This is a genomic window from Jiangella asiatica, from assembly GCF_004349065.1.
Taxonomy (GTDB): Bacteria; Actinomycetota; Actinomycetes; order Jiangellales; family Jiangellaceae; genus Jiangella; species Jiangella asiatica.
Genome location: NZ_SMKZ01000004.1, coordinates 21,681 through 35,013, shown reverse-complemented (window position 1 = coordinate 35,013; position 13,333 = coordinate 21,681). Strand labels below are relative to the sequence as shown.

Below are 13,333 nucleotides of genomic sequence, written 5' to 3'. Positions count from 1 at the left end.
CGACAGCCGCCGGCCCGACCCGGAGACACCCGTGAGCATCAGCTTCATCAAGGGACACGGCACCGAGAACGACTTCGTGCTGGTGCCCGACGCCGACGGCGCACTCGCCGGCCGCCTCGACGAGCAGGTCGTGCGCCGCCTGACCGACCGGCACGCCGGGATCGGCGCCGACGGCGTCATCCGGGTCACCCGCACCGAGACGATGGCGGAGTTCGGTGGGCTCGCCGACGACGCCGAGTGGTTCATGGACTACCGCAACGCCGACGGGTCCGTCGCGGAGATGTGCGGCAACGGCGTGCGCGTCATGGCCCGCTACCTCTGGGAGGAGCGCCTGGTCGAGGGCCCGGTGCTGGCGCTGGCCACTCGCGGCGGGGTGCGCACCGTCCACGGCGAGCCCGACGGCACCCTCACCGTGGAGATGGGGCACGCCAAGCCGGCGGCCACCCGCCAGCTGTCGTTCGTCGCCGCCGGTGGCCGGACGTGGGAGGCCACGCCGGTCTGGGTGCCGAACCCGCATGCCGTCGTCTTCGTCGACGACCTCGCCGAGCCCGGCCGCCTGGTCGAGCCGCCGGAGCTGCGACCGCCGTCGCTGTTCCCCGAGTCGGCCAACGTCGAGTTCGTCGCCGACCGCGGCCGCAAGCACATCGCGCTGCGCGTGTGGGAGCGCGGGGTCGGCGAGACCCGCTCCTGCGGCACCGGCGTCTGCGCGGCGGCGTGGGTGGCGATGCGCCGCGACGGGGCCGGCGTCGGCGCGCGCTACGTCGTCGACGTGCCCGGCGGGCAGCTCGCTGTCACCGAGCGCCCCGACGGCGAGCTGTTGCTCACCGGCCCGGCCGTGCTCGGTCTGCGTGGCCGGGTGAACCTCTGACCGGCGACGTTGACGGTGTGACGCACGTCACAGCATCCTGACACCTCTGGGGGACGTCTCCTTCAGTAGGACGAGCACGACGTCAGTCTCGCGGTCGACGCGATCGCCGGGGAGCGGGGCCTAACGTTGTGAGCGTGGCGGCAACGAGGCCGGCCGCGCCCCGATGGGAGGCGGTGTGATGGGCGGAACGCAGAGGCAACGACGCGAAGCCGTGCTCCAGGAGGCAGCTCGGCGAGCGCAGGTGCGCTCCACCGGCAAGGCGGGCCGGCGTGCGGCCACGCTGCGTGCGGCCGCGAAGCTCAGATGGGCAGCGTCGACCGGATCGAGCTACGGTCGATCGTAGAGCTCGCGAGCACCAGAAACTCGGATGACCGCACAGCGGCATCCATGTCATCCTGGCTGCACGCGAACATTCGCACCGTGAAGGCAGGAGGACGACCATCAGTCCAGGTCACGCATACAACCCCTACGAAGACGCCGACCGGCTGGACGACCTGCCGGAGCACGACGGCCTGGTGGACGACGACGCCACGACCGGGGACTTCGACCTGGATGATCGGCACTCGCTGCGCCGGGTCGCGGGGCTGTCCACCGAGCTCGAGGACATCACCGAGGTCGAGTACCGGCGGCTGCGCCTCGAACGGGTCGTGCTGGTCGGCGTCTGGCCCGGCGGGTCCTTCGTCGACGCCGAGAACTCCCTCGCCGAGCTGGCGGCGCTGGCCGAGACGGCCGGCTCCCAGGTGCTGGAAGGGCTGGTACAGCGCCGCCTGAAGCCAGACCCCGCCACGTTCATCGGCTCCGGAAAGGTCCAGGAGCTGCGCGATGTCGTGCTCACCACCGGCGCCGACACCGTCGTCGTCGACGGCGAGCTGTCGGCCTCCCAGCTGCGCAACCTGGAGGACAAGGTCGGCATCAAGGTCGTCGACCGCACCATGGTGATCCTCGACATCTTCGCCCAGCACGCGAAGAGCCGTGAGGGCAAGGCGCAAGTCGAGCTGGCCCAGCTGGAGTACCTGTCCCAGCGGCTGCGCGGGTGGGGCGCGAGCCTGTCCCGGCAGGCCGGCGGTCGCGCCGGCGGCGCGGGTGGCGGCGTCGGCACCCGTGGTCCCGGTGAGACGAAGCTCGAGACCGACCGGCGGCGCATCCGCACCCGGATGGCCAAGCTCCGCCGCGACCTCGCCGGCATGCGCACCGCGCGCGACACCAAGCGCGCGGGCCGCCGGCGCAACGCCGTCCCGGCCGTCTCCATCGCCGGCTACACCAACGCGGGCAAGTCGTCGCTGCTCAACCGGCTCACCGGTGCCGGCGTACTCGTCGAGGACGCCCTGTTCGCCACCCTGGACCCGACCGTGCGGCGGGCACAGACCTCCGAGGGCCGCGTCTACACGCTGGCCGACACCGTCGGGTTCGTCCGGCACCTGCCGCACGAGCTGGTCGAGTCGTTCCGCTCCACCCTCGAGGAGGTCGCCGACGCCGACCTCGTCGTGCACGTGGTCGACGGCTCGCACCCCGACCCCGAGGGTCAGCTCAGCGCCGTCCGAGCCGTGCTGGCGGACATCGGCGCCGGTGGCGTACGTGAGATCGTCGCGGTCAACAAGGCCGACGCCGCCGACCCGCTCGTGGTGGCGCGCCTGCTGCGCAACGAGCCGCACGCCGTCGTGGTGTCCGCGCGCACCGGCGAGGGCATCGACAAGCTGCGGTCGGTCATCGAGAACGAGCTGCCGCAGCCACCGGTCGAGGTCGACGTCCTGGTCCCGTACCAGCACGGCGAGCTGGTCGCGCGGGTGCACACCGTTGGCGAGGTGCTCTCCATCGAGCACGAGGCCGCCGGCACCCGGGTGCGCGCCCGCGTGCCGGAGCGCCTGGCCGCGGTGCTGGAGCCGTACGCCGTCGCCACCCAGTAGTCGGCAACGACGTCACGGGCCGTCGGCTCAGGCCTGGGTACGTCCTCCCAGGTGGGTGGCGAGGAAGGCCTCCGCGGCGGCGTAGAAGCGCTCACGGTTCTCCGGCTTGGCCAGGCCGTGGCCCTCGTCCTCGAACAGCAGGTACTCGTGGTCCAGGCCCTTCTCGACCAGGGCGGCGACGATCTGCTCAGCCTCGGCGATCTTGACCCTGGGGTCGTTCTTGCCCTGCGCCACCAGCACCGGGATGGTGATCTGGTCGACCTTCGACAGCGGCGAGCGCTCCCACAACATGTCGCGCTCGGTCTCCGGGTTGCCCACCCGCGTGTGCATGAGCGCGATCTGCGGCTTCCAGTACTCCGGGACCGACGACAGCAGCGTGAGCAGGTTCGACGGCCCGACGATGTCGACGGCACAGCGGAACACGTCCGGGGTGAAGGCCGCGCCGGCCAGCGCCGCGTAGCCGCCGTACGACCCGCCGTAGATGCCGACGCGGTCCTTGTCGATCAGGCCGCGCCCGACCAGGTGGTCGACGGCGTCGAGGAGGTCGGTGTGCATGGCCCGGCCCCACTGCTTGTTGCCGGCGTTGCCGAACGCCTTGCCGTAGCCGGTGGAGCCGCGGAAGTTGACCTGCACGCAGACGTAGCCGCGGTTGGCGAACCACTGTGCCTCGGGGTCGTAGCCCCAGGTGTCGCGGGCCCATGGGCCGCCGTGGACGTTGAGCACCGCCGGCAGCGACTCGCGCGCGACGCCGGGCGGGAACGTCACGTATCCGTGGACCGTGAGGCCGTCGCGCGCGGTGTAGGAGAACGGCTCCATCTCGGCCAGCTCGTACTGCTCGAGGTCCGGCCGGTGCGAGAAGAGGAACGTGAGGTCGCCGGAGTCGCGCTCGTAGCGGTAGTAGCGGATCGGGCCGTCGGACAGGACGTCGTGGACCAGCCAGGTGCGGTCGCCGCGGACCGGGCGGGAGATGCCGACCTCGCCGTGCAGCCGCTCGCGCAACCGGTCGACTTCGGCACCGAATTCCGGGTCGAGGTAGGACCACACCTTGCGCTCTTTGATGAACGTCACGGCCTGGGGCTCGAGCGTCTCCGGGTGCCGGGCGACGCCGGCGACGTCGTACTCGGAGTCCTCGGCCAGGACCGTCTCCTCGCCGGTGGCGAGGTCGACCTTCAGCAGCCGGGCCGCGTTCACGCCGGAGCTGGAGAGCAGGTACGCCGTCTTGCCGTCGCGGCTGAACCCGGCGACGTCCGTGGTGACCACGTCGTCCGGGCCGACCTCGAGCCACGGCTCGTCGGCACCGCCGTCGGTGCGTCGGTAGATGACCGCGCCACCCTCCTCGGTCATGGCGACGCCGCCGCGGATGTTCTGGTCGGCGTCCACGAGCCAGCCCGCGTAGCCGGGGTTGGTCTCGACCTTCACCAGCTCGCGCGTGGCGAGGTCGAGGCGGTACACGTCGTGCAGCTGCGGGTTGCCGGCGTTGAGCGCGACGAGCATGGACGTCGGGTGCCAGCGGTTGTGCTCCAGGACACCCGCGGTGACGCCGGACTGCGGCGTGATCAACGTGACCTCAGCGGTCTCGAGGTCCAGCGCGTAGAGCCGCCAGTCCTCGTCGCCGTCGGTGTCCTGCAGGTACACCAGCGTGTGGTCGTCATGGCAGAACATGAACGTGCGCACGCCGCGGTGCCGGTCGTGGGTCACGGGCCGGGCGGCGGACGGGTCGTCGGCCGGGCCGACCCAGACGTTGAGGACGCCCTCGTCCGGCGCGACGAACCCGAGACGGGAACCGTCGGGCGACAGCGTGGGCAGCATGCGCTCGGGGTTGCCGAAGAGCACGTCACGGGGGATCAGCGGCACGGCGGCATACGTCATCTCCGCATTCCATCATGGCGGCCGGACATCCCCGAACAGCGGCCTGTGGACAAGGGCCGGGCGATCTCCGATGCGTGTAGTCTCGGGCCGGTGGGCGAGGGCGACGTGACGGTGGAGAAGCTTCTCAGCGCAGCCGTGGCGGCCGTCGGCGGCACCCAACGCCCTGGTCAGGTCGAGATGGCCGAGGCCGTCGCCCAAGCCGTCGCCGACGGCGACCACCTGCTGGTCCAGGCCGGCACCGGCACCGGGAAGTCGCTGGCCTATCTGGTGCCCGCGCTGCTGCACGCCGACGCCACCGACGGACCCGTCATCATCGCCACCGCCACCCTCGCGCTGCAGGCGCAGCTGGTCGACCGCGACCTGCCGGCGCTGGCCCGCGCCGCCGAACCCCTGCTGCGCCGGCTGCCCACCTGGGCCACCCTCAAGGGCCGGGCCAACTACGCGTGCCTGCACCGGGTCCGTGAGGGCGCGCCGGACGACCAGGGCGAGCTGGTGCCGCTGGAGGAGATGTCGGCCGGGCCGCTGGGCGCGGAGGTGCTGCGGGCGCGGGAGTGGGCGGAGTCGCAGGCCGCCTCCGGTGGCTCCGGCGACCGCGACCGCCTCGAGCCCGGCGTCAGCGACCGCGCGTGGGCGCAGGTGTCGGTGTCGTCGCGCGAGTGCCTGGGTGCGTCGCGCTGCCCGTACGGCCAGGAGTGCTTCGCCGAGGTGGCCAGGGCACGCTCCGACGGCGCGGACGTCGTCGTCACCAACCACGCGCTGCTCGCCATCGATGCGCTCGAGGGCCTGCCGGTGCTGCCCGACCACGAAGTCGTCGTGGTCGACGAGGCGCACGAGCTGGCCGCCCGGGTCACCAGCGTCGCCACCGCCGACCTGTGGCCGGGCGTAGTCGACCGGACGGCCGTGCGGTCGCGCTCGCACGTCGACGACGGCGACGCCGAGGAGCTGCGCGCCGCGGGCGAGCACCTGCGCCAGGCCCTGCTGGACGCGCCGGTCGGGCGGCTGGACGCGCTGCCCGAGCGGCTGCTGACGGCGCTGGTCGAGCTGCGCGACGCCGCCCGCGCGGTGCAGTCGGGGTTCGCCGCCAGCGCGCGGGAGGAGCGCGCCGCCGACGCCGAGGCCGCGCGCCGGGCAGTCAAGACCATGGTCGACGACGTGTACGGCACGGCCGAGCGCATGGTCGCTGGCAGCGAGCACGACGTCGTGTGGGTCGAGGACCGCGACCGCGGCGGCCGGTCGCTGCGGGTGGCCCCGCTGTCGGTGGCCGGGCTGCTGCGCGAGCGGTTGTTCGGCGAGAACACCGTCGTCGCGACGTCGGCGACGCTGGAGCTCGGCGGCTCGTTCGATGCCGCGGCCGGCGCGTTCGGGCTGATGGGAGAGCAGGCGCCGCAGTGGCGGTCCCTGGACGTCGGCTCGCCGTTCGACTACGGCAAGCAGGCCATCCTCTACGTCGCGCGCGACCTGCCCACGCCGGGCCGCGACGGGCTGCGGCCGGAGGCGGTGGACGCGCTGGTCGAGCTGATGTCGGCGGCCGGTGGCCGGACGCTGGGGTTGTTCTCGTCGCGGCGGGCGGCCACCGAGGCCGCGGAGGCGGTACGCAAGCGGCTGCCCGCCATGCCGGTGCTGTGCCAGGGCGACGACGTGGTGGCGACGCTGCTGCGCAATTTCGCCGCGGACGAGCGGACCAGCCTTTTCGGCACGCTGTCGCTGTGGCAGGGCGTCGACGTGCCGGGCGGGGCCTGCCAGCTGGTGGTGATCGACCGCATCCCGTTCCCGCGGCCGGACGAGCCGCTGGCCTCGGCGCGGCAGCGAGCGGTGGAGAAGGCCGGCGGCAACGGCTTCATGACGGTGGCCGCCAACCACGCCGCGCTGCTGCTCGCGCAGGGCTCCGGCCGGCTGATCCGCCGCTCGACCGACCGCGGCGTGGTGGCCGTTCTCGACCCGCGCCTCGTGACCGCACGGTACGGCAGCTACCTGCGCGCGTCGCTGCCGCCGATGTGGTTCACCACCGACCGGTCGGTGGTGAACGGGGCGCTGACGCGCCTGGCCGGGTCGGGCTAGATGCGCCGCATGACCGCGACCACGCGGCCGAGGACGACCGCGTCGTCGCCGGGGATGGGCTCGTATGCGGGGTTGTGCGGGAGCAGCCAGATGTGGCCGTCGCGCTGCTTGTACGTCTTGACCGTCGCCTCGCCGTCGATCATGGCCGCGACGATCTCGCCCTGCTCGGCCACCGGCTGCTGGCGCACGACCACCCAGTCGCCGTCGCAGATGGCGGCGTCGACCATGGAGTCGCCGGCGACCCGCAGCATGAACAGCGTCCCCTCGCCGACGAGCTCGCGGGGGAGCGGGAACACGTCCTCGACCGCCTGCTCGGCGAGCACCGGGCCGCCGGCGGCGATGCGCCCGACCATCGGCACGTACGACGGCGTGGGCAGCGACGCCTCGTCCTCCGGCTCGTGCGCGCGGGTGAAGTCGCCGGGCGCGGTGCCGGGGGGCAGCACCTCGAGGGCGCGCGGGCGGTGGGGGTCGCGCCGGATGTAGCCCTTGGCCTCGAGCACGCCCAGCTGGTGGGCCACGCTGGATGGGCTGGAGAGGCCGGCGGCCTGGCCGATCTCGCGCATGCTGGGCGGGTAGCCGCGGCGGCCGACCGACTCGCGGATGACCTCCAGCACCTTGCGCTGCCGCACGGTCAGGTCGGCCGGATGCACGTGCGTCTCCGGGAACGTATGGACCGACGCGCCTTCGCGCTCCGGGTCCTCCTGATTGGCCACCACGCCACCTCCAGGTCGAGTCATGACGCGCGGGAGATCCGGCATTCGTTCGAAAACGCCCCGCACGGTCGGGTTACAGAGGTCAGACTAGCCGGCGGGAGCGACACGATCAAACATCTGTTCGAACGTGTCTCGACTTTGTCAGTGGCGGGGTGTACAACCATTCGTACAGTCGTTCTATCGAACGGTTGTGCGGACTTCGACCGGAGGCTGACATGGCGAGCACGACGTACATCCCGGTGTTCGAGGGGCGAGCGCGGGTGGTGATCGAGCCCGAGCGCGTCGACGAAGCGCCCAGGCGCCACGTCGCGCGCCGGCGGCCCACGGACCGCCCGGTGCCGGCGGCGTGCGCCGGTTCGTCCGAGCCGAGCCTGCATGGTGCGCGGCTCACCCGCCGCGGGCGCGTCGTGGTGGGGCTGGCCTGGCTGGTGCTGATCGTCGCCGGCGCCATGGCGTTCGTCCGGCCCTGGGACGGCGCGGCGCCGGCCGCCGCCGACACCACCACCGTCGCCGTCCAGGCCGGCGACACTCTATGGGCCCTCGCGAGCGAGATCGCCCCGTCCGCCGACCCGCGCGAGACCGTCGCGGCCATCATGGAGCTCAACGGGCTCAGCTCGGCCACCGACATCCGCCCCGGCGACACCCTCCGCGTGCCCGCCGCCCACTGACGTCCGCGGCCTGCCGGGCATACCGGGACGCCCCGCCTCCGCGTCCCTCCGCCGCCCAGCAAGCGCCGTGCTCGAGTGCGGATCGCCCCGAGTGAGGGCTGCCTGCCTGTGTCAGCCCCGGGCGGGCCCGTTGGCCCAGGTGAGCGTTGCCCGCGCGTCGCGCCGAGCGCGCCGCTGCCGGCGTTTACACACCGCCGTGCCCGGCGCTTTTGCCATGAGCACCTGGACGCACCAGGGCGACCCGCGCCTGCGCCTCGAGGAGGACCATCGGGGCGGCCGGGAATGGTCGGCGGTTCGGTGGCGTGATGCATGCTGTCGCAGAAATGCGATGGGCGACATCACTAGGACTTCTGGTGCGTCACCATGCTTGCGTCCCTGGTGAGGGGCTAGAAGTCCTGGTGATGTGCAGGTACGGCCGTGTCCGGTTGTCTTGATTCATGGCGTGGCTTCGCGCGTCAAGGGGCAGTGCGACGGCGCCCCGGTGGGTGAAGCGGGAAGGTTCTCGTGACGTGCGGGCACCGTCGAGCCGCGTGCGGGCACTCCGAGGGCGCGCCGCCTGCCGGGCCCGGCGTTCAGCTCTGCGCGAAACCCTCTCGCGACTCGCCGGCGTCCGTGATCGACGTGGGTGGTGACCTGCGGCTTTGGAACGGGCCTTACCGAGTGTCGTCATGTCGGTTGCGGACCGCCGTTGGCCGACGTACCGTACCCCTATATCTAGTAGTTACACGGCTGTAAGCTGTCCACAGGTTGTGGTCGAGAGTGCACAGGTTGTCCCCATCTCGTCCACAGGCTCACGTGAAAGGGGGACTGCGCGTGCACTGTCCGTTCTGCCGCCACGCCGACAGTCGTGTGGTGGACAGCCGCACCGCTGACGAGGGCACGGTCATTCGTCGTCGGCGGCAGTGCCTGGCCTGTGAGCGCAGATTCACCACCGTCGAGCAGTTGACGCTCGCGGTAGTGAAGCGTTCAGGGGTGACCGAGCCGTTCAGCCGCGAGAAGGTCGTCGCCGGGGTGCGCCGGGCGTGCCAGGGCCGAGGTGTCGGTGAAGACGCCCTGGCCCGGCTGGCCCAGCGGGTCGAGGAGCAGTTCCGTGCGGCGGGAGGTGCCGAGATCCCGAGCCGCGAGGTGGGTCTGGCCATCCTGACCCCGCTGCGCGAGCTGGACGAGGTCGCGTACCTGCGCTTCGCCAGCGTGTACCGCGACTTCGAGAGCCTCGACGACTTCGAGAACGAGATCGCCGCGCTGCGGGCCGATCGCGAGCAGGCCCGGCGGGACCCCGCCGATGCCGGCGACGGCGAGCACCGGACCGACGCCACGCTGACCGTCGCCGAACCGTAGGCCGGACAGTGACGGGCCGCGGCCCACCGCGCGCACCACGCATCACAGGTACAGCCAGAACGAAGTGAAGTGACAGCCCGGGGGAGAGCCGGGTAAGCCGGGGGAAGTGAGGAAGGTTCATGACTGAGACGGTGAGCGGGCCGAGCCGAGGGGCCGGGAGCAAGCCGGCCGGTAGGTCGAAGAAGGCCCGAGGGCTGAGCGTCGGGCGCATCTACACCACTGCCGGCGTGCACCCGTACGACGAGGTCACCTGGGAGCGGCGCGACGTCGTCCAGCAGAACTGGAAGACGGGCGAGACCGTCTTCGAGCAGAAGGGCGTGGAGTTCCCCGACTTCTGGTCGCTCAACGCGTCCACCATCGTCACCACCAAGTACTTCCGCGGCGCTGTGGGCACCGACGTGCGCGAGTGGAGCCTGCGCCAGCTCATCGACCGGGTGGTGAGGAAGTACCGGACCACCGGCGAGGACGAGGGCTACTTCGCCACCCCCGAGGACGCCGAGGTCTTCGAGCACGAGCTCACCTGGATGCTGCTGCACCAGGTGTTCAGCTTCAACTCCCCGGTGTGGTTCAACGTCGGCACGAAGTCGCCGCAGCAGGTGTCGGCCTGCTTCATCCTCTCCGTCGACGACTCCATGGAGTCGATCCTGAACTGGTACCGCGAAGAGGGCATGATCTTCAAGGGCGGCTCCGGCGCCGGTCTGAACCTCTCGCGCATCCGCTCCAGCAAGGAGCTGCTCTCCTCCGGCGGGACGGCGTCCGGCCCGGTCAGCTTCATGCGTGGCGCCGACGCCTCGGCGGGAACCATCAAGTCCGGCGGTGCCACCCGGCGTGCCGCGAAGATGGTGGTCCTGGATGTCGACCACCCCGACGTCGAGGAGTTCATCCAGACGAAGGCGCGCGAGGAGGACAAGATCCGCGCGCTGCGTGACGCCGGCTTCGACATGGACCTCGGTGGCTCCGACATCGTCTCGGTGCAGTACCAGAACGCCAACAACTCCGTGCGCGTCTCCGACGAGTACATGCGCGCGGTCGAGTCCGGCGGCGAGTTCGGCCTGCGTGCCCGCATGACCGGCGAGGTCATCGAGACCATCGACGCCCGCAAGCTGTTCCGCGGCATGGCGCAGGCGGCCTGGGAGTGCGCCGACCCCGGCATCCAGTACGACGGCACCATCAACGACTGGCACACCAACCCCGAGACCGGCCGCATCACCGCGTCCAACCCGTGCTCGGAGTACATGAGCCTGGACAACTCCAGCTGCAACCTGGCCAGCCTCAACCTGATGAAGTTCCTCAAGGAGGACGGGAGCTTCGACAGCGCCACGTTCGCCAAGGCGGTCGAGCTGATCATCACCGCGATGGACATCTCGATCACGTTCGCCGACTTCCCGACCGAGGCGATCACCGAGACCACCCGCGCCTACCGGCAGCTGGGCATCGGCTACGCCAACCTCGGCGCGCTGCTGATGGCGTCCGGCCTGGCTTACGACTCCGAGGGCGGGCGCGCGCTCGCCGCGGCCATCACCTCCCTGATGACCGGTGCGGCCTACAAGCGCTCGGCCGAGCTGGCCGGCGTCGTTGGGCCGTACGACGGGTTCGCGCGCAACGCCGAGGCGCATGCCCGGGTCATGCGCAAGCACGCCGCCGCCAACGACGACCTGCGCACCGTCCACTCGCTCGACGGCGACGTGCGCAGCCTGGCCACGAAGGTGTGGGCCGAGGGCAACAAGATCGGCGAGAGGAACGGCTGGCGCAACGCCCAGGCCTCGCTGCTGGCGCCCACCGGCACCATCGGCTTCATGATGGACTGCGACACCACCGGCATCGAGCCCGACTTCTCGCTGGTCAAGTTCAAGAAGCTGGTCGGCGGCGGCTCCATGCAGATCGTCAACCTGACGGTGCCGCGGGCGCTGGAGAAGCTCGGCTACGCCACCGAGACCATCGAGGCGATCGTCGAGTACATCGCCGAGCACGGCAACGTCGTCGACGCACCCGGCCTGAAGCCCGAGCACTACGAGGTGTTCGACTGCGCCGCGGGGCAGCCGCGAGCCATCGAGCCGATGGGCCACGTGCGGATGATGGCCGCCGTCCAGCCGTTCCTGTCCGGCGCCATCTCCAAGACGGTGAACATGCCGGAGTCGGCCACCGTCGAGGAGATCGAGGAGATCTACCTCCAGGGCTGGAAGCTGGGCCTCAAGGCGCTGGCCGTCTACCGCGACAACTGCAAGGTGGGCCAGCCGCTGTCCGACGCCAAGGCGAAGACCGCGGACAAGGAGAAGGCCGCCAGCGAGGTCGTCGTCGAGTACCGGCCGACCCGTCAGCGGCTCCCGAAGACCCGGCCGAGCCGCACCACGTCGTTCACCGTCGGCGGCGCCGAGGGTTACATGACCGCCGGTTCCTACCCCGACGACGGCCTCGGCGAGGTCTTCCTGAAGCTCGGCAAGCAGGGCTCCACGCTGGCCGGCATCATGGACGCCTTCTCGATCGCCATCTCCATCGCGCTGCAGTACGGCGTGCCGCTGGAGACCTACGTCGAGAAGTTCACCAACATGCGGTTCGAGCCGTCGGGCATGACCGACGACCCGGACGTGCGCATGGCGCAGAGCGTGGTCGACTACATCTTCCGCCGGCTCGCTCTGGACCACCTGCCGTTCGAGTCACGCGCGGCGCTGGGCATCTACACGGCGACGGAGCGGGCCCGCCAGCTCGACACCGGCGAGTACACGCCGGACGACGACGTCGACGTCGACACGCTGCGGCAGTCCGCCCCGGTCGTGCAGCAGCCGGAGTCGTCCAAGCCGGCGGCGACGGAGTCCGCGGCGGCCGCCTCGGCCCGCCCCGCCCCGGTCGAGGCGCACACCTCGGCCGAGCTGCTCGAGGTCATCCAGGGCACCAGCACCGACGCGCCGCTCTGCTTCACTTGCGGCACGAAGATGCGCCCGGCGGGTAGCTGCTACGTCTGCGAGGGCTGCGGCTCCACCAGCGGCTGCAGCTGACGCCACACCACGCAGACAACGACGCGGCCGCCGAGGGATCGATCCTCGGCGGCCGCGTCGCGCCTTCGGACGTGCACTCACCGCGCGAGGCGGGTGCAGGTGACGGCGAGCCAGGCCCACCCGGCAAGAATGCCGGCGGTGAAGGCGGCGACGCCCCAGCTGGCGCCGCCGCTGCCCGACACCGCCACGAAGCCGGCGACGATCAGCAGGCCGCTGGCGACGGCGTACGTACCGGCCGCGCGCTGACCGTTCCGGCGCAGCCGGCGGCCCAGGGCGATGGCGGCGACGGCAAGGCAGCTGAAGCCGACAGTGCCGACGCCCAGGTGCGCCATGCCGTGCCAGCTCACCGTCGTCGCGGCCTCGGCTGTGGTGCCGGCCGGGAAGCCCTCGACCGGGTCGGCGACGAACACCGTGGCGCCCACCAGCGAGGCGCCGAACGCGCCCACCAGCCGCGGCGTCCATGTGCCTGCTCGGCCGGACCGGCGCATCCCGATCGCGGCCGCGATGGTCAGGAGGGCGGCGACCGCGAAGTTCGCGATCTGCACCCAGCCGTGCTCGCCGTTGGCCAGGACGCTGGCCGCATGCCGCGTCGGGTCGTAGCCGTCGCGGACGAAGTACTGAGCGGCCACGGTCGCGACGTAGAGCGGACCCGCAACGACACCGGCGGCGAGCAGCCGGCGCGGGGAACGGCCGGCGGACGCGGCCTGAGGCGTGACGGTCGGGTGGGTGGTGGTGGCGGCGAAGGCGGTCATGGCCGTGGTCCTTGTCGTGAGTTCCGGTGTGGGTGAGCACGAGCCTGTCACCGACAAGAAAAATTGTCAAGAAGTTCTGCGTTGTCGGTGCTCGGGAGCGACGATGTGGTGTGGGTGCTGGGGCGGGCCACGCGGCGCGCTGGGGTGACGCTGCTGACAACTGTTGCGGC

9 protein-coding genes are annotated in these 13,333 nt (G+C 71.6%); 6 read left to right on the top strand and 3 right to left on the bottom strand.

Going from position 1 to position 13,333, the window contains the following annotated elements; all coding sequences use genetic code 11:
- The first annotated feature begins 31 nt into the window (after positions 1–31).
- Positions 32–868 carry a diaminopimelate epimerase gene (gene dapF / locus E1269_RS04445; RefSeq protein ID WP_131891800.1) on the top strand — a complete coding sequence of 279 codons (837 nt, stop codon included), beginning with the start codon at positions 32–34 and terminating at the stop codon, positions 866–868.
- 515 nt (positions 869–1,383) lie between these two features.
- Complete coding sequence (hflX, locus tag E1269_RS04440; protein WP_239000770.1) at positions 1,384–2,772, top strand: GTPase HflX; 1,389 nt, start codon at positions 1,384–1,386, stop codon at positions 2,770–2,772.
- Between the two features lie 27 nt (positions 2,773–2,799).
- Here hflX and E1269_RS04435 read toward each other — a convergent pair whose 3' ends face one another.
- Positions 2,800–4,641 carry a S9 family peptidase gene (locus tag E1269_RS04435; protein WP_131891796.1) on the bottom strand — a complete coding sequence of 614 codons (1,842 nt, stop codon included), beginning with the start codon at positions 4,639–4,641 and terminating at the stop codon, positions 2,800–2,802.
- A 90-nt stretch (positions 4,642–4,731) separates the two neighbouring features.
- Between E1269_RS04435 and E1269_RS04430 the strand changes: the two genes are divergently transcribed.
- A complete protein-coding gene (locus E1269_RS04430) occupies positions 4,732–6,699 on the top strand; it encodes an ATP-dependent DNA helicase (RefSeq protein WP_239000769.1) in 1,968 nt (655 codons plus the stop codon).
- Here the strand turns inward: E1269_RS04430 and lexA are convergent.
- Entirely contained in the window at positions 6,696–7,436 is a 741-nt protein-coding gene (gene lexA / locus E1269_RS04425; protein ID WP_131891794.1) for a transcriptional repressor LexA, read from the bottom strand. The genes E1269_RS04430 and lexA overlap by 4 nt on opposite strands.
- 191 nt (positions 7,437–7,627) lie before the next feature.
- Between lexA and E1269_RS04420 the strand changes: the two genes are divergently transcribed.
- From E1269_RS04420 to E1269_RS04410, 3 genes are all read left to right on the top strand, one after another.
- Entirely contained in the window at positions 7,628–8,080 is a 453-nt protein-coding gene (locus E1269_RS04420; RefSeq protein WP_131891792.1) for a LysM peptidoglycan-binding domain-containing protein, read from the top strand.
- Between the two features lie 813 nt (positions 8,081–8,893).
- Entirely contained in the window at positions 8,894–9,418 is a 525-nt protein-coding gene (gene nrdR, locus E1269_RS04415; RefSeq protein WP_131892055.1) for a transcriptional regulator NrdR, read from the top strand.
- 119 nt (positions 9,419–9,537) lie between these two features.
- Positions 9,538–12,411, top strand: coding sequence for a vitamin B12-dependent ribonucleotide reductase (locus tag E1269_RS04410; protein ID WP_131891790.1), 2,874 nt, complete (start codon positions 9,538–9,540; stop codon positions 12,409–12,411).
- A gap of 77 nt (positions 12,412–12,488) precedes the next feature.
- Here the strand turns inward: E1269_RS04410 and E1269_RS04405 are convergent, their stop codons facing one another.
- On the bottom strand, positions 12,489–13,163 hold the full coding sequence (locus tag E1269_RS04405) for a DUF998 domain-containing protein (RefSeq protein WP_131891789.1): 675 nt from the start codon (positions 13,161–13,163) through the stop codon (positions 12,489–12,491).
- Positions 13,164–13,333: the final 170 nt, after the last annotated feature.